Source organism: Martelella sp. (assembly GCF_984369615.1).
The window spans coordinates 1-18,687 of sequence record NZ_CFHTCS010000041.1; the positions used below are offsets into that span (position 1 = coordinate 1).

Annotated in this window: 24 protein-coding genes; 6 read left to right on the forward strand and 18 right to left on the reverse strand. The window is 63.1% G+C overall.

What is annotated here, in order from left to right; translation table 11 throughout:
• From AC5DC2_RS05680 to AC5DC2_RS05725, 10 genes are all read right to left on the reverse strand, one after another.
• Nucleotides 1-407, reverse strand: a 407-nt coding sequence (locus tag AC5DC2_RS05680) for a DUF6456 domain-containing protein (protein ID WP_491697805.1), incomplete at its 3' end; no start/stop codon positions are given.
• Nucleotides 400-822 (reverse strand): helix-turn-helix domain-containing protein, encoded by a 423-nt coding sequence (locus tag AC5DC2_RS05685; RefSeq protein WP_491697806.1) that lies wholly within the window; start codon nt 820-822, stop codon nt 400-402. The genes AC5DC2_RS05685 and AC5DC2_RS05680, both read right to left, overlap by 8 nt.
• 325 nt (nt 823-1,147) lie before the next feature.
• Nucleotides 1,148-1,570 carry a Ros/MucR family transcriptional regulator gene (locus AC5DC2_RS05690; RefSeq protein ID WP_491697807.1) on the reverse strand — a complete coding sequence of 141 codons (423 nt, stop codon included), beginning with the start codon at nt 1,568-1,570 and terminating at the stop codon, nt 1,148-1,150.
• A 376-nt stretch (nt 1,571-1,946) separates the two neighbouring features.
• Nucleotides 1,947-2,285 carry a monovalent cation/H(+) antiporter subunit G gene (gene mnhG / locus AC5DC2_RS05695; RefSeq protein WP_491697808.1) on the reverse strand — a complete coding sequence of 113 codons (339 nt, stop codon included), beginning with the start codon at nt 2,283-2,285 and terminating at the stop codon, nt 1,947-1,949.
• Nucleotides 2,286-2,290: 5 nt separating this feature from the next.
• Nucleotides 2,291-2,680: a cation:proton antiporter gene (locus AC5DC2_RS05700; protein ID WP_081725725.1), complete on the reverse strand. Its 390-nt coding sequence runs from the start codon at nt 2,678-2,680 to the stop codon at nt 2,291-2,293.
• A complete protein-coding gene (locus AC5DC2_RS05705; protein ID WP_244435532.1) occupies nt 2,680-3,156 on the reverse strand; it encodes a Na+/H+ antiporter subunit E in 477 nt (158 codons plus the stop codon). The genes AC5DC2_RS05700 and AC5DC2_RS05705 overlap by 1 nt, the downstream gene beginning before the upstream one ends.
• A complete protein-coding gene (locus AC5DC2_RS05710; protein ID WP_491697809.1) occupies nt 3,157-4,713 on the reverse strand; it encodes a Na+/H+ antiporter subunit D in 1,557 nt (518 codons plus the stop codon).
• Nucleotides 4,714-4,737: 24 nt separating this feature from the next.
• Entirely contained in the window at nt 4,738-5,115 is a 378-nt protein-coding gene (locus tag AC5DC2_RS05715; protein WP_024707331.1) for a Na+/H+ antiporter subunit C, read from the reverse strand.
• On the reverse strand, nt 5,115-5,534 hold the full coding sequence (locus tag AC5DC2_RS05720; protein WP_024707332.1) for a Na(+)/H(+) antiporter subunit B: 420 nt from the start codon (nt 5,532-5,534) through the stop codon (nt 5,115-5,117). The genes AC5DC2_RS05715 and AC5DC2_RS05720 overlap by 1 nt, the downstream gene beginning before the upstream one ends.
• A complete protein-coding gene (locus tag AC5DC2_RS05725; protein ID WP_491697810.1) occupies nt 5,531-7,891 on the reverse strand; it encodes a putative monovalent cation/H+ antiporter subunit A in 2,361 nt (786 codons plus the stop codon). The genes AC5DC2_RS05720 and AC5DC2_RS05725 overlap by 4 nt, the downstream gene beginning before the upstream one ends.
• Before the next feature lie 248 nt (nt 7,892-8,139).
• Here AC5DC2_RS05725 and msrB point away from each other — a divergent pair, with 248 nt between their 5' ends.
• A complete protein-coding gene (gene msrB / locus AC5DC2_RS05730; protein WP_491697819.1) occupies nt 8,140-8,553 on the forward strand; it encodes a peptide-methionine (R)-S-oxide reductase MsrB in 414 nt (137 codons plus the stop codon).
• Between the two features lie 465 nt (nt 8,554-9,018).
• Here the strand turns inward: msrB and AC5DC2_RS05735 are convergent, their stop codons facing one another.
• Nucleotides 9,019-10,290 (reverse strand): hypothetical protein, encoded by a 1,272-nt coding sequence (locus AC5DC2_RS05735; RefSeq protein ID WP_491697811.1) that lies wholly within the window; start codon nt 10,288-10,290, stop codon nt 9,019-9,021.
• Between the two features lie 10 nt (nt 10,291-10,300).
• Nucleotides 10,301-10,672, reverse strand: coding sequence for a response regulator (locus tag AC5DC2_RS05740; RefSeq protein WP_024707337.1), 372 nt, complete (start codon nt 10,670-10,672; stop codon nt 10,301-10,303).
• Between the two features lie 133 nt (nt 10,673-10,805).
• Here AC5DC2_RS05740 and AC5DC2_RS05745 point away from each other — a divergent pair, with 133 nt between their 5' ends.
• The 3 genes from AC5DC2_RS05745 (at nt 10,806) to AC5DC2_RS05755 (ending at nt 13,134) form a co-directional block, all read left to right on the forward strand.
• Nucleotides 10,806-11,105 carry a DUF3572 domain-containing protein gene (locus AC5DC2_RS05745; protein WP_024707338.1) on the forward strand — a complete coding sequence of 100 codons (300 nt, stop codon included), beginning with the start codon at nt 10,806-10,808 and terminating at the stop codon, nt 11,103-11,105.
• Nucleotides 11,102-11,755, forward strand: coding sequence for a hypothetical protein (locus tag AC5DC2_RS05750; RefSeq protein WP_491697812.1), 654 nt, complete (start codon nt 11,102-11,104; stop codon nt 11,753-11,755). The genes AC5DC2_RS05745 and AC5DC2_RS05750 overlap by 4 nt, the downstream gene beginning before the upstream one ends.
• Before the next feature lie 68 nt (nt 11,756-11,823).
• Nucleotides 11,824-13,134, forward strand: a complete 1,311-nt coding sequence (locus tag AC5DC2_RS05755) for a DNA polymerase IV (RefSeq protein WP_491697813.1) — start codon at nt 11,824-11,826, stop codon at nt 13,132-13,134.
• A gap of 6 nt (nt 13,135-13,140) precedes the next feature.
• Here AC5DC2_RS05755 and AC5DC2_RS05760 read toward each other — a convergent pair whose 3' ends face one another.
• From AC5DC2_RS05760 to AC5DC2_RS05780, 5 genes are all read right to left on the reverse strand, one after another.
• Nucleotides 13,141-13,941 (reverse strand): M23 family metallopeptidase, encoded by an 801-nt coding sequence (locus tag AC5DC2_RS05760; RefSeq protein ID WP_491697814.1) that lies wholly within the window; start codon nt 13,939-13,941, stop codon nt 13,141-13,143.
• Nucleotides 13,942-14,097: 156 nt separating this feature from the next.
• Entirely contained in the window at nt 14,098-15,579 is a 1,482-nt protein-coding gene (gene gatA / locus AC5DC2_RS05765; RefSeq protein ID WP_491697815.1) for an Asp-tRNA(Asn)/Glu-tRNA(Gln) amidotransferase subunit GatA, read from the reverse strand.
• Between the two features lie 21 nt (nt 15,580-15,600).
• Nucleotides 15,601-16,059, reverse strand: coding sequence for a GNAT family N-acetyltransferase (locus AC5DC2_RS05770; RefSeq protein ID WP_491697816.1), 459 nt, complete (start codon nt 16,057-16,059; stop codon nt 15,601-15,603).
• Nucleotides 16,060-16,062: 3 nt separating this feature from the next.
• The gene (gene gatC / locus AC5DC2_RS05775) at nt 16,063-16,350 is read right to left on the reverse strand and encodes an Asp-tRNA(Asn)/Glu-tRNA(Gln) amidotransferase subunit GatC (RefSeq protein WP_024707344.1); all 288 of its coding nucleotides are present in this window, start codon (nt 16,348-16,350) and stop codon (nt 16,063-16,065) included.
• A 74-nt stretch (nt 16,351-16,424) separates the two neighbouring features.
• Nucleotides 16,425-17,129, reverse strand: a complete 705-nt coding sequence (locus AC5DC2_RS05780; protein ID WP_024707345.1) for a metal-dependent hydrolase — start codon at nt 17,127-17,129, stop codon at nt 16,425-16,427.
• Between the two features lie 106 nt (nt 17,130-17,235).
• Between AC5DC2_RS05780 and ruvX the strand changes: the two genes are divergently transcribed.
• Nucleotides 17,236-17,709 (forward strand): Holliday junction resolvase RuvX, encoded by a 474-nt coding sequence (gene ruvX / locus AC5DC2_RS05785; protein WP_491697817.1) that lies wholly within the window; start codon nt 17,236-17,238, stop codon nt 17,707-17,709.
• Nucleotides 17,710-17,711: 2 nt separating this feature from the next.
• Here the strand turns inward: ruvX and AC5DC2_RS05790 are convergent, their stop codons facing one another.
• The gene (locus AC5DC2_RS05790; protein ID WP_156484733.1) at nt 17,712-17,885 is read right to left on the reverse strand and encodes a hypothetical protein; all 174 of its coding nucleotides are present in this window, start codon (nt 17,883-17,885) and stop codon (nt 17,712-17,714) included.
• A 121-nt stretch (nt 17,886-18,006) separates the two neighbouring features.
• On the opposite strand from AC5DC2_RS05790, the gene AC5DC2_RS05795 reads away from it, so the two are divergent.
• Nucleotides 18,007-18,687, forward strand: a 681-nt coding sequence (locus AC5DC2_RS05795) for an AEC family transporter (protein ID WP_491697818.1), incomplete at its 3' end; no start/stop codon positions are given.

The window sequence follows — 18,687 nt, forward strand, 5'->3', positions numbered from 1 at the left end:
CGGACCATCAGCTTCGCCGAGCGCACGGGCCATTGCCGTTCCCGCTCCATCTGCTCCAGGCCTTTTTCAAAACAGACGAAATCGAGCAGAACGTCGGCCAGCTCCGGACCGACGGAGAGGAGCGCGCGGCCGACGCGCCGGCGCGCGTCAAGGGCGCTGTCGGACAGTCCGGCGGCGTCAGAGCGCATTGCGCGCGCCCGGCTTTCCAGCCGCGGCTGAAGCGAGGCCGTGATCCTGGGCTGCATCTGCGCCCGGTTGAAATCCGAAAACAGGCGCTCGCCCGCGTCATGGGCGTCCTGCGGCAGAAACCGGCCGCCATCGCGCCCCTTCAGGCGGGCCAGCATCTCAAGAGGCGTCTTCTCGCCCGTCCGCGCGCCCGTCATCGCCGCCGCCCTCCCCTCATGCATTTTCCCGCACTCCCGCCGCAACGACGACGGAATAGGCAAGCCGTTCCACCGAGGCGATGAATTCGTCGAAGGCGCGGTCGTCCCGCCGGTCCTCGATCACCCGACAGGAATAGGCAACCGTCGTCCGGTCCCGGCCGAAAGCCGCCCCGATCTCGCTCAGCGACAATTGCAGCGTGACGTGGCAGACATACATGGCGATCTGCCGGAAATGGGAGACCGACCGGCGACGGTCCGCCTTGAGCGAGACGCGATCGCCGGCGACCTGCGCCATCTCCCTGGTGATCAGGAGAACAATGCGGCACGCGGTGCGAATATCCGCCATCTGGCCGGCGCGTTCGAATGACCACGCCCCGGCGACCTGGTGGACAAAGGCCTGATGGAAGGGCGCTGTGGATTCTGCTTTGTACTCGTTCATGTCATCTCCCGGCTAAAATAGGATTATATTCTTGCACCTGTCGGCACGACGGGGACGGAAGGCGGGTTTCTGTGCAGTCGCCCAACTGTTTTTATTGCTGAATTTTGGCCAATCTTAGGACTTTTTTCCTACTTTGATCAACCGGGTCCTTTTACGGGAGCGAAGATGAACATACACTTAATGCGTGCATTGCGGATAACCCGGCGCAGGAATCTGACAGCGCTTGCATAAAAAAAAATGCCAGCGCGCATTCGCGGCTGGCATCAAGATATAAATCTCCTGCGGGACCCGGAGCGCTTGCGGGACTCCGATCCGGAGCGGCGGCTCAGCGCTTGCGGCGCTGGCCGAGCCCCATCTCCTTTGCAAGCCGCGAGCGGGCCTCGGCATAGGAGGGCGCGACCATCGGATAGTCGACCGGCAGGTCCCATTTCTCGCGATAGGCGTCGGGCGTCAGGTCGTGATGGGTCATCAGGTGGCGCTTCAGCGACTTGAAGGTTCCGCCGCATTCGAGGCAGACGAGATGATCGCCGCTGATCGACTTGCGCACGGAAACCGCCGGTTTCTGCTTTTCGGCAGCCGGGGCGCTTTCCTGCGGACGGGCCGTATTGCTCAGCGCGGCGTGCACTTCGCGGATCAGACCCGGCAGATCCGTGGTCTGGACCACATGATTGCTGACATAGGCCGCGACAATATCGGCCGTCAGTTCGACGAGGTTCTGGGTATCCTGTTCGACCGCAGCTTCCGTCATTCTTCACTCCTATACTTTTCTGTTCGTCTTCGACCCCACCGCCAACGTTCCCGCCAGGAGCCTAAACGACGACAATGTCCGGACAGATATTCCGAACCGTCGGCGATTGCTTCGAAGCGTGGGGTACGTTTAGCTTCGGGAGAACGGCCGTCTACCGAACAAGGCCGCGCCCGCATCGACGTAGAGACAGTTTTGTTTTCTATTCCAGCAAGAGCTTTCTGTTCATGCTCACAGCAGCAAATACCACCCTACACAGAAAAGTAAAGTTACATTGATTAAAAAATAATGCCGATTATGAAAAGTTATAGGAACTTTGATTGAGCCCCGCGCACTTTTTCTTATACTTGGCGAGCAGTCAGGCAAGATTACCGCGCAACTAAACCTCTTCACTACTCTGGAGCTCATCCTGAACGGTTTTTTCATGCAGCGGATAGCCCACCTCATGCGCGGCGCGGGCGAGGAGATGCGCCGAAATCGGCGCCGTCAGCACGAAAAAGGCGATGCCGGCGAAGGCCCGGACGAAAGTCGCGATCTCGCCGGAATGAAAACCGATGGCCAGAAAGATCAGGCCGGAGCCGACCGTGCCCGCCTTCGAGGCCGCATGCATGCGCGTGTAGAGGTCGGGAAGACGCAGAATGCCGATGGCCGCCGTCAGCGTGAACAGCGCGCCGGCCAGCATCAGGAACGAGACGAACAGGGCGACAACATAGTCCATACGGCTTATTCCTTCTTCGTTTCGTCGGCGGAGACGACCGGGACGTCCTCCCCGCTGCTTCCCGAATCATAGGCCATCGGGTGCGGCTTGACCTGAAACCCGGTTTCGGTCTCGTCGCGCATGGCGCTCGAGCGGATGAAGCGGGCAAAGGCCACCGTTGCCAGAAAACCCACGAGGCCGAGGGCAATGGCGATATCGATGTAGAGCGTGAAGCCGGAACGAATGGCTATGACGACGATAAAGCCAATGGCGACCGCCACGAGCATGTCGAGCGACAGAACGCGGTCCGGCAGGGTCGGGCCCCTCACCACCCTCACGGCGGTCAGGATAAGCGCCAGCGAGAGGATGCCGATCGAGATGTCGGCGGCGGCTGAAACGATCATATCAGGCGTCATCAGGCGAAGGCCTCCCTGATCTTCTTCTCGAAACCGTTGGCGATGTCGCGGCGAATGCCGTCGGGATCGGAACAGTCGATGGCATGGATGAAGAGATATTTCCTGTCGTCGGAAACATCGACGGTCAGCGTGCCGGGCGTCAGCGTGATCATGTTGGCGAGAAGCACGATCTCGAAATCCTTCTCGAGCGAGAGTTCGAAGCGCAGGATGCCCGGCTTCACCTCCATGCGCGGCGAGCAGACGAGTCTTGCGACCGACCAGGCCGACTTCATCAGGTCATAGAGGAACACCAGGAACAGCGCGGTGACGCGCCTTGCCCGCGAGAAATAGCCCGTTCCGCCGAGCTGGTGGCGAACGAGGCCGACGGAGATGGCGCCGATGACGAAACCGAAGACGAGGTTGTGCAGCGAGGCGCTGCCGGTGACGGCAACCCAGACAATGGCCAGAACAAGGTTCAAGAGCAGCATGGATGACATCTAGGACGCTCCCCCGGGAAAGACCGACATGAAATAGGCCTCGGGCGCAAGAAGCCCCTCGACGGCGCGCGTGGCGATCGCAAGCAGCGGCTCGGGATAGACGCCGAAGGCCACGACGAGGGCCATCAGCCCCACCACCGGCAGGCTTTCCGACAGCGTCAAGCGGACCCTGGCCGCGGGCGCCGCGGCGGCGGGTCGCCAATAGGCCAGAAGAAAGACCCGCCCCAGCGCGATCGTGGTGCAGAAGCCGGCGAAAAGAATGGCGAAGGCCAGCCACCACTGTCCGTCGCCGAGCGTCGCCCGGACCAGCAGCGCCTTTGGCCAGAAGCCGGAGAACGGCGGCAGGCCCGCGGCGGCGAAAAAGGCGGCAAGGCTTAAGCCCGCAAAGGCCGGATTGCTGCGGTAAAGCCCGCCGATCGCGTTCAGCGAAAATCCGCCCGCAAGCTTTCCGGCAAGACCGACGATGAAATAGAGCGCCGTCATCAGGATCATCGAATGGAGCGCATAGACGAGCGCGCCCTCAAGCCCCGAAACCCCGCCGACGGCCACGCCGGCAAAGACATTGCCGATGCCGATGATCACCACATAGCCGACCATGCGGCGGATATCGTGCTGGGCGATCGCGCCGAGCCCGGCGAGCGCCATGGTGAGAAAGGCGCTGAGCGAGACGAGCGCGCCGAGCCGCTCGAGGTCGGCCGGCAGGATCATCACCATCACCCGCAGGAGGGCATAGACGCCGACCTTGGTCAGAAGTCCGCCGAAAAGGCCGGAGACCACCGTGCGCGGCGTATGGTAGGAAGCGGGCAGCCAGAAATTGACCGGGAACGCCGCCGCCTTCATGCCGAAGGCCAGCACGAAAAGCGCGCCGATCGTCGCCGTCGGCAGCATCGGCGCAGCCCGCGCCCGCATGGCGATATCGGCCATGTTGAGCGTGCCGAACACGGCGTAGGTATAGGCGACCGCGATCAGGAACAGCGTCGTGCCGATCAGGTTCAGAACCGCATATTTCATCGCCCCGTCAAGCTGTTCGTGGGAGGAACCCAGAATCAGCAGGCCGAAGGAGGAAATCAGCAGGACCTCGAACCAGACATAGAGGTTGAAGATGTCCCCGGTCAGGAACGCGCCGGAGACGCCGGCCATCAGCAGCAGCAGAAAGGGATAAAAGCCGTAGCGCCTGCCGCTCGCGCGAATATCGCCGAGCGCGAAGATCGCGCCGGCGAGCCCGGCAATGCCTGCGGCAAGGGCAAAAAGGGCGCCCAGAAGGTCGGCGGAAAAGGCAATGCCGAACGGCGGCAGCCAGCGGCCGGCGACCATGGTGATCGGCCCCTGGGTCGAGACGCTGAAGACCAGAAGGCAGTCCACGACCACGAGAAGGACAAGGGCGGGGATGGCGATGATCGGATGCCAGACGGTGTGCTTGCGGATGAGCATCAGAAAGGCGCCGACGGTAATGCAGATCGCAACCGGCAGGATGACGAGCCAGTCCGTCAGCGTTGACGGTTCCATGGTCAGCGCAAGCGACAGATCGACGGAATGGGCGGAGGACGAAGCGGCCATGAGCGTGTTTTTCTAAATCCTTGTTCAGTAGCCGAGCGGCGGCATGGGCTGGTCCTTGGGTTCGGCAGCCCGCATGTCGTCGGTGTCATCGGTGTTGAGGTCCTGATAGGCGCGGTAGGTGAGGACCAGCAGGAAGGCGAAGAACGAAAACGAGATCACGATCGCCGTCAGGATCAGCGCCTGCGGCAGCGGATTGGCCGTGCCGGCAGGCAGCGTGTCCATGGTCTTCGGAATGATCGGCGGCACCAGGCCGGAGATCCGTCCGGCGGTGAAGATCAGCAGGTTGACCGCATTGCCGAGAATGGCGATGCCAAGCATGATCCGGACGCTGTGGCGCGACAGCATCAGATAGATCGCGGCGGCGAAGAACAGGCCGACAAGACAGGAAAGCACGAATTCCATCAGGCGTGGTCCTTTTCTTCAAGCGCCAGGAAGATCGAGGAAATCGATCCGAAGACCACCAGATAGACGCCGATGTCGAAGGTCGTGACCGTGGAGATCGGCACCTCGACGCCGAAGATCACCGGATAGATCCAGTGCGCCGTCATAAACGGCACCTGGGCGAAGATCGAGATGAAGCCCGACAGCGTCGAGAGCAGCAAACCGGCGCCGGCAATCGACATCGGATGGAAATGGATCGCCCGGCGCACCGCCGAGACCCCCGACGCGATGCCGAAGATCGCGATCGCGGAGGCCGCGATCAGCCCGCCGATGAAGCCGCCGCCCGGCGCGTTGTGGCCGCGCAGAAGAACGAAGATCGAAAACAGCATCATCAGCGCCGAGAGGAACGGCGCGGCGGTGCGAAAGATCAGCGTGTTCATTGTGCCTTCTCCTGTTTGGCGACGGGGGTGGCCTTTGCCCGGTCGGACCGCACGCGGATCAGCGCCAGAATGGCAAGGCCGGTGATCATCACCACGGCGATCTCGCCCAGCGTATCCGTTCCGCGGAAGTCGACGATGATGACGTTGACGACGTTCTGGCCGTGGGCGATCATCTTCGAATAGGCATTGAAGAATGCCGTCAGGCTGTCGTTGAACGGCACCTGGGTGACGCGCATCAAAAGCAGGGCGAAGCCGAGCCCGCAAAGGCATGCCACCGCGCCGTCGAAGACCTTCTGTCCGAACGCGCGATGGTCCGAGGGCGCAAGGTTCAAACGCGTCATCACCAGGGTCAGGATCACGACCGAAAGCGTTTCGACCATGAACTGCGTGAAGGAGAGGTCCGGCGCGCCGAGCAGCAGGAACAGCACCGCGACGGAAAAGCCCTGGATGCCGAGCGTGACGATCGCCGTCAGCCGGTTGTGGGCGTTGATCACCGCCAGCAGCCCGCCGACGGCAAGGGCGATGATCACCCAGTGGCCCAGCAGGAAGCCTTCCGGCAGGCCGGGCCATTGCGGCAACTCGCCGAAGGAAAAGAGCGACACCAGCAGCACAGCGGCAATGATGCAGAAGGTCGCGGTGATGTAGAACTCCAGCCGGCCGGGCTGCACGGTCTGGGTAACCCTGAACGACAGGCGCACGATGCCGCGCATGAAACCGTCGAACCAGGCATCCGGTCCGGGACCGAGGCGGGCAAACATGGCGGCCATGGCCGCGCGCGCCTGCGAAAGACGCCAGTAGACGAAAAGCGCGATGATCACGGTCAGCACCGACAAAGCGAGCGGCAGGCCGATATGCGGGATCAGCGACAGGTGGATCTCGACCTCTTTTCCGGCAACGGCCGAGGCCATCGGGCCGGAGAAATGACTGTTGAAGAAATGGGCGAAGACGGCCGCGAGAAAGGCGGCGGCGCCGAGCACGATCGGCCCGAGCCACATCAGCGCCGGCCCTTCATGCGCATGCCTGGGCGTCTCGGTCTTTTCGCCGATGAAGGGCTTCAGCCCGACGCCGAAGCCGACGGCGAACATCAGCGCATTGCCAAGGATCGCGATCAGCAGGAAGACCGTCGCATAAAGACTGCCGGCGGCCAGCGCCTCGTAGATCCCCTCCTTGGCCAGGAAGCCGACGAAGGGCGGCAGGCCGCCCATGGAGATCGCCCCGGCAAGACCGGCGGCAAAGGTGATCGGCATCGCCTTCGCCAGACCGCCGAGTTTCGTCAGGTCGCGGGTTCCGGTCTCGTGGTCGATCAGGCCCGCGACCATGAACAGCCCGCCCTTGAACAGCGAATGGGCGATCAGATAGAGCACCGCGCCTTCCGCAGCGTGCGGAATGTCCATGCCCGTCATCATCACCATCAGGCCGAGCGAGGAGACGGTGGTATAGGCGAGCATCAGCTTCAGGTCGGTCTGGCGGATGGCGAGCAGCGTGCCGACGATCAGCGTTGCCGCGCCGAAGACCGGCAGAACGATGGTCCACAGCGCCGTATCGCCCATCACCGGATTGAGCCGCATCAGAAGATAGACGCCGGCCTTCACCATGGTGGCCGAATGCAGATAGGCGGAAACCGGCGTCGGCGCCTCCATGGCGTTCGGCAGCCAGAAATGGAACGGAAACTGCGCCGATTTGGTAAAGGCGCCGCCAAGCACCAGAATGAAGGCGGCAAGATAGAGCGGGCTGTCGCGCAGCACATTGCCGGTCTCAAACAGCGCCGAAAGCGAGGAAGCCCCCGTGATGTGCTGGATCAGCAGCACGCCGGCCAGAAGCAGGAGACCGCCGCCGCCGGTCACCACCAGCGCCTGGATCGCGGCGCGGCGCGAGGCTTCCTTCTCGTTGTCGAAACCGATCAGCAGGAAGGAGGTGATCGAGGTCAGTTCCCAGAAGACGAACAGCATCAGCAGGCCGTCGGAGATGACCACGCCCAGCATCGATCCCATGAACAGGAACATGAAGGACACGAACCGCGCCTGCTGGGCATGGCCCTTCATGTAGCCGCCGGCGTAGAGAATGATCATCGTGCCGATGCCGGTGATCAGGATCGCGAAGGTCAGCGAAAGGCCGTCGAGCAGGAAGGAGAAACGCAGACCGAGGCTCGGCACCCAGTCATAGCCGCCGGTCAGCACCGCGCCTTCGCCGATCCTCGGCACGAGGCGGATGAACTGGATCAGCGAGAACAGCGGGACAAGGGCAAGAAGCCACGGCGCACTCGACTTGAAGATACGGTAGAGTATCGGAGAAAGAACCGCGCCCAGAAAAGGCAAGCACAAGGCCAAAAGAACAAGAGCCGTTTCACTGGCGGTCATGGCGTCTCCAAAAAACTGACAATATACAAGCCGGACGGGTAAATAGTACAGACAACAGACGTGTTACGACAAGAAAAGCACCGGCTCAAGAGCGATCGGTGCCTTTTCGCATCCGCGAGATAAGACGCCGGGACATTGACCGCGTGCGCCGCGCCAAACGGATGCAAGCCATTGCTTTTCCTCGCCCGGAAACCCAAGTAAGACAGCGGGCAATCCCATTAAACGGTAAAACAATCCGGAGCGCGACGTTGACCCAGAGCAATAAACAGAAAAAAACGCTGTCCGATTCACAATGGCGTGAAGAACTGACCCCGGAACAGTACCATATCCTGCGCGAGCACGGCACCGAGCGGCCCTTCACCGGCCCGTACTGGAACAGTTTCGAATCAGGTACCTACTATTGCGCCGGCTGTGAAACCGCGCTGTTCCGCTCGGACACCAAGTTTGACGCCGGCTGCGGCTGGCCGAGCTTTTTCGAGCCGGTCGCGCCCGGCGTCGTCACCGAATTGCGCGACGATTCCCACGGCATGGTGCGCACCGAAATCCGCTGCGCCAATTGCGGCGGCCATCTCGGCCACGTCTTTCCCGACGGCCCGCCCCCGACCGGCCTGCGCTACTGCATGAACGGCCATGCCATGCATTTCGTCCCGGACGAAGACTGAGGGCCGCACGTGCCGTCGGCCGTTCGCGGCCGGGCGCATGTGGCCTGGCGCGCGGCGCAGTCGCGGCGCGTCAGGAGCGCGCGTTCCCGCGAGAGCGAAAAAGAAAGCGCTAACATGAAGAGCGGCCGGCTGATTGCCGCGGGCACGAGGAATCCCGTCGCCAATCAGCCGACCGACCCCACGAGACCAGGAGATGCGGCGGACCTGAGCATCATGGGGCAACTGCCAAAGGCAGTTTCATCAATTTTGTACGCTCTGAAATAATAATCAACCGATTTTCGATGTTTTCGCCCGAAACCGGCGCTTTCATGGTTAACGGCCAAGCATTTATCCGGGATTTACCGGATGGTCAAAAAACGGTCGCTCGGTTGCGATAGCCCGAGACGCGCTGCGCCGCAGCACCTGCGGGCGAGAACCGCCAAGACGATCAGACGGCGGATCTCTTCAAAATGACTTTGCCCTGCTTCAGCTTACTTCCGTCAGCGCGGTGCGGATGGCCAGCGCCGGATTAACGGCGGGCTGGTAGGCGTCCTGCACGCCCTCCCCCAGAAGCCTGGCGAGATTGGCATCGAGACGCTGGCGCAGCGCCGCGATCGCCTGTTCGGCGTCGTCGCGGCGACGGTCGGGGTAGAGAATGGCGAAGAGCCCGTCTTCCACGCGGCTTGCCGCATCCCGCCCGCTCAGGTGATAGCGGATCAGCGCGGCAACCGCTTCCGCCCGCGCGCCGCTCGCGTCCTCAGGCACCCGCACCACGCCCATATAAAGCGGCGCGCCGGCAGTGGACGCCTCCCGCTTCAGCGCATTGAGCGTCGTTGCGAAACGCTCCGGCGCCAGAAGCCCGGTATCGCTCTCGACCGTTTCCGGCGCCTCGGAAAGATCATCGATCGCCGTGCCGAGCGCCTCGACAAAGCGCTTGCGGCGCAGATGCAGAAGCGCCCGCAGGATCAGCTCGCCGGTCTCGCCCGGCCATGCCATGCAGTCATCGGCGCTGCGCGCGGCGTCGCCGGAAATGTCGGCGAGCCCGCCCGGTTCGCTGAGCGCGAACAGGGGCACGAAACGCATGCCCGGCACACAGCGGAGCTGGCCGCAGATCCTGAGGCCGTCGGCGAGCACAGGCCCGCCATGGACAAGCACGAGGTCGAAGCTCTGGCTGGAAGCCAGGTAGAGCGCCTCCCGCAGATTGCCGGTGGCAACCGTGGTCGTCAGCGAAAGCATGCTCTTCAGAAGGTCCCGGCGCATGGCCGGATCCTCGGCAACGATCAGCACCCGCACCGTCTCGTCCGGCACGGCGGCGGCGCGCGGGGCGGAGGGCCAGGCCTCGGCAAAGGCGCCCGCCTCGCTCTGCAATGTCCGGAACCGCAAAAGAGCGGAAATGCGCGCGGCCGCCGTTGCCAGATTGTGTTCAAGCCCGATCACGTCATCGGCGCCGGCGCGCAGCGCGGCGAGCCTGAGCGTGGCGTCCGCCCGCTCCGGCGTCACGAGGGCGACGGGCGCGCTGACGCCCGAATCATGTTCCTTGAGGATGCCGCAGCAAGCCAGCGCCGGCCCCGGCGCATCGTCATCGACGGCCACCAGGATGAGGCTTGCGGCGTTGACCGCCGCCATGGTGCTCTCGCTGTCGGAGAAGTCGGCCTGGAAGAACCCGACCGACCAGCCGCTCAGCATCGCCGTGAGCGTCTGGGCCACGGCGCCCTCACCGCCGATCAGGACAATGCTTTCATGCGTCGCGCGTCTCAACGTCGTCCCCTCAGGCATCACCCAGATAGGTCTTCACGGTCTTGATAAAGTTCGGCACGGAGACCGGCTTCGAAAGATAGGCGTCAAAACCCGCGCCGCGAATGCGCTCCTCGTCGCCGCGCATGGCGAAGGCCGTGACCGCGACGATCGGGATCTTCGCGAGTTCGCGGTCGGCTTTCATCTCCCGGGCAATGTCGAGACCCGATTGTTCCGGCAATTGAATATCCATCAGTATCAGTCCGGGCCTGAACAGGCGGGCGAGCGCCACCGCGTCCGTCCCTGTCCGGCTTTCCACCACTTCATAGCCCTGCGCCTCGACGAGATCACGAAACAGCTTCATATTCAAATCATTGTCTTCGACGATCAGAACCTGTTTTGCCATTCGCGCTATCCCCTTGCACCGGCCCCTGTACCGGCTTGCAACGCGCCGGCAAGAAGCTAGAATCACGTCCGTGCCCGTATCAGCGCATCAGATGCCGAGTTTAGGACGATTTGGTTAAGAAACGGAAATCCGCTTGCAACATTTTCAAGAAGAGCCGGAAAATTCGGCGTCGGAACAAGACCTCGCCATCGCCATTCTGGTCTGGCTCTCCCGCGAACCCGAGATGCTGAGCCGATTCTGCGCGCTTTCAGGTGTGGAAGCCGGCCAGTTGCGCGCACTCGCGGGCGATCCGGGCTTTGCGCGCGCCATGATCGGCTTCATCGCCGGCCATGAGCCGACGCTGATGGCGTTCTGCAGCGACAACGATATTGCCCCTGAGACCGTCTCGCGCGCCTGGCAGCGGCTCGAATACGGCCATGGTGGAGACGAATGACCCGGCTTGCGAAAGCATCGGCGGACGACCTTCGGATCGGCCACCGGCCGCTTCTGGTCGTCGATGTCGACGAGGTGGTGCTGCAGTTCGTCGCGCCCTTCAAGGCCTTCCTGCGCGCGCATGATCACGAACTGAGGCTGGAGACCTTCGCCCTCAACGGCAATGTCATTTCGCTGGAGGACGGCCGGCGCGTGGAAAACGCCGAGGTCAAGGCGCTGATCTCGTCATTCTACGACAGCCAGGAGGACTGGCAGGAACCCTTCCCCGCCGCCCGCCAAACTCTTGAAGGCCTGACGGATGTCGCCGATGTTCTGCTTCTGACGGCCATGCCGCCGCGCCATCGCGAAACAAGGCGGCGGCTGCTTGCCCGCCACGGCTTCGATTTTCCGCTGATCGCTTCGGAAGAGCCAAAGGGCGAGGTGCTGAGAGACCTGTGTGAAACCAGCCCGCCGCTGCTGATCTTCGTCGACGACATGCTCTACAATTGCCGTTCGGTTTCGTCATGCCTGCCGGAGGCGCTGACGATCAACCTCCTGATCGACGACGACTACCGCGCGCTGGCGCCCGAGACCACGCCGCCATCCGTCGTCGCCACGGGCTGGGACCATGCCGAGGCCATCATCCGCCGCCATATCGCCGAGAATGGCTGACGTCCCCGCTTGCCTTGGCGCGTCGCCGGCACTATTTTCGGCTATGTTCAACCTTTGTTCCGATCGCCATGGCAGAGATGACTTCCAAGGCAAACGGCTTTTGCCGCGACTGTCTCGCTCCGTCGGCGGGCGCCCTGCGCCGCTGCGCCCGGTGCGGCAGTCCGCGCCTTCTGCGCCATGAGGAGCTGTTCACGCTCTCGATCGCCCATATCGACTGTGACGCCTTCTATGCGGCGATCGAGAAACGCGACGATCCGTCGCTCGCCGACAAGCCGCTGATCATCGGCGGCGGCAAGCGCGGGGTCGTCTCCACCGCCTGCTACATCGCCCGCATTCGCGGCGTGAAATCGGCGATGCCGATGTTCAAGGCGCTGGAGGCCTGCCCGGAGGCAACCGTCATTGCGCCGAACATGGAGAAATATTCCGCCGTCGGCCGGCAATTGCGGAAGATGATGTTCGACCTGACGCCGCTGGTCGAGCCGCTGTCGATCGACGAGGCCTTTCTCGATCTGTCCGGCACAGAGCGCCTGCACAAGGCAACGCCCGCCGAGACGCTCGCCCGCTTCGCCATCCGGGTCGAAAAGGAGCTCGGCATCACCATTTCCATCGGCCTGTCCTACTGCAAGTTCCTCGCCAAGATCGCCTCGGACTTCCAGAAGCCGCGCGGCTTTTCCGTGATCGGCGAGAAGGAGGCGATGACCTTCCTCGCCGACAAGCCGGTCAGCATGATCTGGGGCGTGGGCAAGGCCTTCACCGAGACGCTGAAGCGCGACGGGCTGACCACGATCGGCCAGTTCCAGCAGATGGAAAAGAACGAACTCCTGAGGCGCTACGGCACGATCGGCCAGCGGCTCTATCATCTGGCGCGCGGCGAGGATACGCGCAGCGTGAAGCCCGAGCGGGCGACCAAGAGCATTTCCAACGAGACCACCTTCTTCACCGATATCAGCGATTTCGAGACTCTGGCCGGGCATTTGCGCCGGCTGAGCGAAAAGACCGCGCGGCGGGCCAAGGCGGCGGGCTTTGCCGGGCACGCCGTGACGCTGAAGCTGAAGACCGCCGACTTCAGGAGCCGCACACGCAGCCGCCACCTCGAAGCGCCGACGCAGCTTGCAGACCGGATCTTCGCCACCGGTCTGTCGCTGATGAAGAACGAGGCCGACGGCACGAAATTTCGCCTGATCGGCATCGGCATCAGCGAACTCTGCGACCCCGCGATCGCCGACCCGCCCGACCTCGTCGACCCGAAGGCCGCCCGCCGCAAAGCCGCGGAAAGCGCAATGGATGCGCTGCGGAACAAATACGGCCTCTCGGCCGTGGAGACCGGCTACACCTTCCGCCCGGACGGGAAGAAGAAGAAGGACGGCGACGGGCGATAATCCCTGTCACACGCCGGCGGCTGCGTGCTTCTCCCGGCCGTCGGCAGCGACCGCCCGCTCGAATTTCGACAGCGCCGCGCCGGAAAGCCGCCCTTCGCGAATGAAATGCACCTTCATCGGATCGACCTTGCGGCCGTTGACGGAGACTTCGCAATGCAGGTGAGCGCCGGTCACCAGGCCGCTCGTGCCGACATAGCCGATCACCTGCCCCTGACGAATGGCAGCGCCAGGCTTGATGCCGTCCGCAAAACGGCTCTGGTGGCTGTAGCCGGTCTCGTATCCGTGTCCGTGGTCGATCACGAGCATGCGGCCGTCACCGCCGTGCCTGCCGGCGAACTTCACGACCCCGTCGGCAGCGGCATGGATGGGCGTGCCGACGGGTGCTGCCCAGTCCACGCCCGCATGCATGCGCGAATAGCCGAGCACGGGATGGCGCCTGCTGCCGAAGCCGGAGGTGCGCCGCCCCTCCGGCACGGGGTTGCGCAGCAGATACTGCCCGAGGCGATAGCCTTCTGCATCGAAATAGCCGGTCTTTCCCGTGTCGGGATCGCGGAAGCGATAGACATCGACCTTGCTGCTGCCGAGCTTCACCACCATGTCGAAAGCGCCCGCGGCAAGGCTCGGCGTCTCTTCCGCCGCATAGGAGAGTTTCATCCGGTCATCCGGGCCGGCGGAGGCCTCGGTCGCCCCCTCGGGCGGACTGACGAAGTGGTCGATCGCGGCTGTTTCGCCGTTTTCCGCAAGCATGGAGGTGCAGCCCGCAAGCGCCACACCGGCCGCCAGGCACATCACAATAAGCGTCTTCACGTTCAGCCTTTCAAATCAATTGAACGGCGCGCTTGAACGCGGAGAGTGTGACCGAATTGACACCGGAAGGAGGCGTTTTGGCAGCGCGGGCCTTATTCCGGCCGGCGCCGTAAACCTGGACTGACGGAGTCGCGTTTCAGGGCGAAAGCCGCCCGCTCACCACCACTTTCTCGGAGTGAACCGTCCGGCGGCCTTTTCCATGACGGCGGCGGTGCGGAACAGGGTTTCCTCGTCGAACGGCTTGCCGATGAGCTGCAGGCCGAGCGGCAGGCCGTTGGCGTCGAGGCCCGCGGGCACGGAAAGGCCCGGAAGGCCGGCCATGTTCACCGTCACCGTGAAGATGTCGTTGAGATACATCTTCACCGGATCATTGGCGAGCGCCTCGTCGGCGATGCCGAAGGCGGCCGACGGCGTTGCCGGCGTCAGGATCGTGTCAACGCCCTGCGCAAAGACATTCTCGAAGTCGCGCTTGATCAGCGTGCGCACCTTCTGGGCCTTCAGGTAATAGGCATCGTAATAGCCGGCCGAGAGCACATAGGTGCCAATCATGATGCGGCGCTGGACTTCCTTGCCGAAGCCTTCCGCGCGGGTCTTCTCATACATGTCGGCAATGTCCTTGCCGGGCACGCGCAACCCGTATTTGACGCCGTCATAGCGGGCAAGGTTGGAGGAGGCCTCGGCCGGCGCGACGATGTAATAGGCGGGCAGCGCGTATTTCGTATGCGGCAGCGAGATGTCGACGATTTCGGCGCCGGCGTCCTTCAGCCAGGCGATGCCCTGTTGCCAGAGCTTCTCGATATCCTCCGGCATGCCCTCGACGCGGTATTCCTTCGGAATGCCGATCTTCATGCCCTTGACCGACTGGCCGATGGCGGCCTCGTAGTCCGGCACGGGAAGGTCGACGGAGGTCGTGTCCTTGTCGTCGACGCTCGCCATGGATTTCAGGAGGATCGCGGCATCGCGCACGTCGCGCGCGATCGGTCCCGCCTGGTCGAGCGAGGAGGCGAAGGCGACGACGCCCCAGCGCGAGCAGCGGCCATAGGTGGGCTTGATGCCGACCGTGCCGGTGAATGCCGCCGGCTGGCGGATCGAGCCGCCGGTATCGGTCGCCGTGGCGCCGGCGCAAAGATGCGCGGCAACGGCCGCAGCCGAGCCGCCGGACGAACCGCCCGGCACGAGGTTCTGGTTCGAACCCTCGGCCCGCCATGGGTTGATCACCGGACCGTAGTAGGAGGTCTCGTTGGACGAGCCCATGGCGAACTCGTCCATGTTGAGCTTGCCGAGCATGACCGCGCCGTCATCCCAGAGGTTCCGGGTGACGGTCGATTCGTATTTCGGCCTGAACCCGTCGAGGATGTGCGAGGCCGCCTGGGTGTGGACGTCGCGCGTGCCGAACAGATCCTTGATGCCGAGCGGAATGCCCTCCAGCGCGCCGCCGGTGCCTTGCGACAGCTTCAGGTCGGAGGCCTTGGCCATCGCCAGCGCCTTTTCCGGCGTGACGGCGACATAGGCATTGAAGGTGCCGTTGAAGTCGTCGATCGCCTTCAGATAGGACGCCGTCAGTTCGGTCGCGGTGATTTCCTTCGCCTGAAGCTTGTCACGGGCCTCGGCGATGGTCAGGGCGGTCAGTTCGGTCATCTGCTTCACTTTGTCGTGTTGTTATAGCGCCTTGCGAAAGAAGACGGACTGCTTGGTTGGCGCGTGGTTCAGAACCTTTTCCGTGCGTTCGAAACCGGCCTTCTCGCAGAAGGCGATCGATTCCGTCAGATTGGCATCGGTGACGATGACCAGTTCGCGCAGTCCTTCGCTCTTCGCCAGGGAGGCGATGTGGCGCAGGATGGCGCGGCCGATCCCGTGCTTGCGGTAGGCGGGCTCCGTGAACAGTCGCTTGGCTTCCGCCACGCCGTTGCCGTGGCGCACCAGCGCGCCCGTGGCGACCGGCTTGCCGTCGACTCGGGCAACGAAGCTCGTGGCGCCCGGCGTGCTGACATCCACGGTCAGCTGGTAGTCGATCGCATCGGAAGACGACATGCGCGAGAGCGATGTCTTCAGTTCGGTGAAGAGCGCCTTCAGGTCATCCTGCTGGGGGCTCTCGATATCGATTTTCGGCTGTACCATCCCTCACTCCACAACTTTTGGCACCAGAAAGAAATTCCGTTCGGATTCCGGCGCGTTGGCAACGATGTCGTCGGCCTTGTCGCCGTCCGTCACAACATCATGACGCTTCTTCATCTCCATCGGCATGACCGAGGTCATGGGCTCGACACCGGTAACGTCAACTTCGCCAAGCTGCTCGACGAAGCCGAGAATGGCGTTGAGTTCGCCGGTCATCCGCTCCGCCGATTCCTCATCGACGGCGATGCGGGCCAGACTGGCAACGCGTTTGACGGTCGCGGTGTCTACGGACATGAATGCTCTCCGGGTTTCACGATTTCACCACACGCTATAAAGGGCGTCGCCGCCCTTCGCAACGGGGCATTTCATCAGAAGGCGACCGTTTCGCCGGGTTTGGGCGTCAGCACTTCGGTCGGCCCGCCGGCCATGCCGCTGACGAAAGCCTCCGGCGTCTGGTCGATGATCGGGAACGTGCCGTAGTGGATCGGTATCACCGTATCGAAGCTGAAATAGCGCTTGCAGGCAAGGGCTGCGACCGCGCCGCCCATGGTGAAGCGGTCGCCGATGGGCACGAGGCCGATCGCCGGCGCATGCAGTTCGTTGATCAGCGCCATATCGGAAAAGATATCCGTGTCGCCCATGTGATAAAGCGTCGGCTCGTCGTCGATATGCAGCATCAGCCCGTTGGGATTGCCGAGCGCATGCGATACGCCATCCTCGGTAATGAAGGCGGAGGAGTGCAGCGCATTGGTGAAGGTGACGGTAAAGGAGCCGAAATCGACCGTGCCTCCGGTATTGCCCGGCTGCAGGTTCTCAAGCCCCTTCGACCCGAGCCAGGCGGCGAGATCGGCATTGGCAAGCACGGTCGCGCCGGTTTCCTTTGCGATCGGGATCGTGTCGCCCAGATGGTCGCCGTGGCCGTGGGTGAGCAGGATATGGGTGACGCCCTTGGTCACCGCCGCCTGGTCGAGCCCCTCGAAGGAGGGGTTGCCGGACAGGAAGGGGTCGATCAGGATCGTCGCATCGGCAATCTCGATGCGGAAGGCGGAATGTCCGAGCCAGGTGATCTTCATTTTGCATTTCTCCCTTCGAGACGGTAGTTGAACGCGATTGGCTAAAACGTAATGCGAACAGGCGCCATTTTCCATCGGGAAGCGGCAAAACCATGGGAAAAGACCGATGACAGTGATGACAATCGAGGAACTGGCCGAAACCCTGCCGCCACATGCCGCAATCGCCGGCCTTGATCTCGGCACCAAGACCATCGGCCTTGCCGTCTCCGATCTCTCGCGCCGCTTTGCGACGCCGCGCCCGGTGATCAGGCGCGTCAAGTTCACGCACGACGCGGAAACCCTGCTCGCCTTCGCCGAGAAGGAGGAAATCGCGGGCTTCGTCATCGGCCTGCCGGTGAACATGGACGGCTCTTCCGGTCCGCGCGTGCAGGCAACCCGCGCCTTTGTGCGCAACATGGAGGCGCTGACCCCTCTCACCTTCACCTTCTGGGACGAGCGACTGTCGACGGTTGCCGCGGAACGGGCGCTTCTGGAAATGGATGTGTCGCGGCAAAAGCGCGCCGGGCGGATCGATTCGGCTGCCGCCTCCTTCATCCTGCAGGGCGCGCTCGACAGGCTTGCGGCCCTGTCGCGCGGATAGGATTATTGCTCGCCCGCCGGACCGCAATCCACAGCCGGATCGCGCAGCATGCGCTTCGGGTCGAAAAGATAATCGACGAACACGAAGGCAAGCAGGATGGCGCCGCTGACGGCGAGCTCGACCGGAAGGGCGGCAAGCGCAGCACCCATCAACCCGATCTGAAACCGCTGCGTCATCCGCTCCTGCATTGCCTTTCCGCCTTTCCTCCTGTCTTGTCTGACAGCAATTCTTTCTCTCTGGCAAGCGCCTTCGGTTCGCAAAGTTAACCGGGCGGTAAGGAAATCACGGAATGCGTGCATGCTGATCATCTTTGAAAGTGTTCTGCCGATCTTTCTGACCGTGGCGCTCGGCGTCGGCCTGAAGCGCCTGCCGCTCTTCAGCGCCGATTTCTGGGATGGCCTCAACCAGCTCGGCTATTACGTGCTCTTTCCGGCGCTTCTGTTCACCACCCTGGCGCGGGCCGATTTTTCGACGATTGCGGCGGGAGACATAACCTGGGTGACCCTTCTCGGCGTCGCCGCCATCTCCGCCCTGACGATGGCGCTTTGGCCGCTGCTCAGGGCCTTCGGGCTGGGCAGTCCGGCCTTCACCTCCGTGTTCCAGACGACGACGCGCTGGAACGGCTTCGTGGCGCTCGCCATCGCCGACAAGCTCGCCGGGCTTGAGGGCATGGCCGTCATCTCGCTGATGATGACGGTCACGATCATTCCCCTCAACCTCATCAACGTGCTGGTTCTGGTGTGGTTTTCCGGCGAGAACCGCAATGTCGGCATGATGGCGCGCAAGATCGCCGCCAACCCGCTGATCATCTCCGCCTTCATCGGCATCGCCTTCAATCTCGCTGCCATCCCGGTCTATCAGCCGGTCTATGACGCGATGAACCTGATGGCGCGCGCCGCGCTCGGCATGGGCCTGGTCCTCGTCGGCGCCGGGCTGGTGATTTCCGACGCGCTGAAGCCGAAGCCGATGGTTCTGCTG

Excerpts from the sequence above, each read along its gene's own strand:
- AC5DC2_RS05750 (WP_491697812.1), top strand. The coding sequence starts at position 11,102 with ATGACCCGGCTTGCGAAAGCATCGGCGGACGACCTTCGGATCGGCCAC.
- AC5DC2_RS05710 (WP_491697809.1), bottom strand. The coding sequence starts at position 4,713 with ATGGCCGCTTCGTCCTCCGCCCATTCCGTCGATCTGTCGCTTGCGCTG.
- AC5DC2_RS05705 (WP_244435532.1), bottom strand. The coding sequence starts at position 3,156 with ATGTCATCCATGCTGCTCTTGAACCTTGTTCTGGCCATTGTCTGGGTT.
- AC5DC2_RS05780 (WP_024707345.1), bottom strand. The coding sequence starts at position 17,129 with ATGAAGATCACCTGGCTCGGACATTCCGCCTTCCGCATCGAGATTGCC.
- AC5DC2_RS05755 (WP_491697813.1), top strand. The coding sequence starts at position 11,824 with ATGGCAGAGATGACTTCCAAGGCAAACGGCTTTTGCCGCGACTGTCTC.
- AC5DC2_RS05720 (WP_024707332.1), bottom strand. The coding sequence starts at position 5,534 with ATGAACACGCTGATCTTTCGCACCGCCGCGCCGTTCCTCTCGGCGCTG.
- AC5DC2_RS05685 (WP_491697806.1), bottom strand. The coding sequence starts at position 822 with ATGAACGAGTACAAAGCAGAATCCACAGCGCCCTTCCATCAGGCCTTT.
- gatC (WP_024707344.1), bottom strand. The coding sequence starts at position 16,350 with ATGTCCGTAGACACCGCGACCGTCAAACGCGTTGCCAGTCTGGCCCGC.
- mnhG (WP_491697808.1), bottom strand. The coding sequence starts at position 2,285 with ATGGACTATGTTGTCGCCCTGTTCGTCTCGTTCCTGATGCTGGCCGGC.
- AC5DC2_RS05700 (WP_081725725.1), bottom strand. The coding sequence starts at position 2,680 with ATGACGCCTGATATGATCGTTTCAGCCGCCGCCGACATCTCGATCGGC.
- gatA (WP_491697815.1), bottom strand. The coding sequence starts at position 15,579 with ATGACCGAACTGACCGCCCTGACCATCGCCGAGGCCCGTGACAAGCTT.
- AC5DC2_RS05740 (WP_024707337.1), bottom strand. The coding sequence starts at position 10,672 with ATGGCAAAACAGGTTCTGATCGTCGAAGACAATGATTTGAATATGAAG.
- AC5DC2_RS05715 (WP_024707331.1), bottom strand. The coding sequence starts at position 5,115 with ATGGAATTCGTGCTTTCCTGTCTTGTCGGCCTGTTCTTCGCCGCCGCG.
- AC5DC2_RS05790 (WP_156484733.1), bottom strand. The coding sequence starts at position 17,885 with ATGACGCAGCGGTTTCAGATCGGGTTGATGGGTGCTGCGCTTGCCGCC.
- AC5DC2_RS05690 (WP_491697807.1), bottom strand. The coding sequence starts at position 1,570 with ATGACGGAAGCTGCGGTCGAACAGGATACCCAGAACCTCGTCGAACTG.
- AC5DC2_RS05725 (WP_491697810.1), bottom strand. The coding sequence starts at position 7,891 with ATGACCGCCAGTGAAACGGCTCTTGTTCTTTTGGCCTTGTGCTTGCCT.
- ruvX (WP_491697817.1), top strand. The coding sequence starts at position 17,236 with ATGACAGTGATGACAATCGAGGAACTGGCCGAAACCCTGCCGCCACAT.
- AC5DC2_RS05770 (WP_491697816.1), bottom strand. The coding sequence starts at position 16,059 with ATGGTACAGCCGAAAATCGATATCGAGAGCCCCCAGCAGGATGACCTG.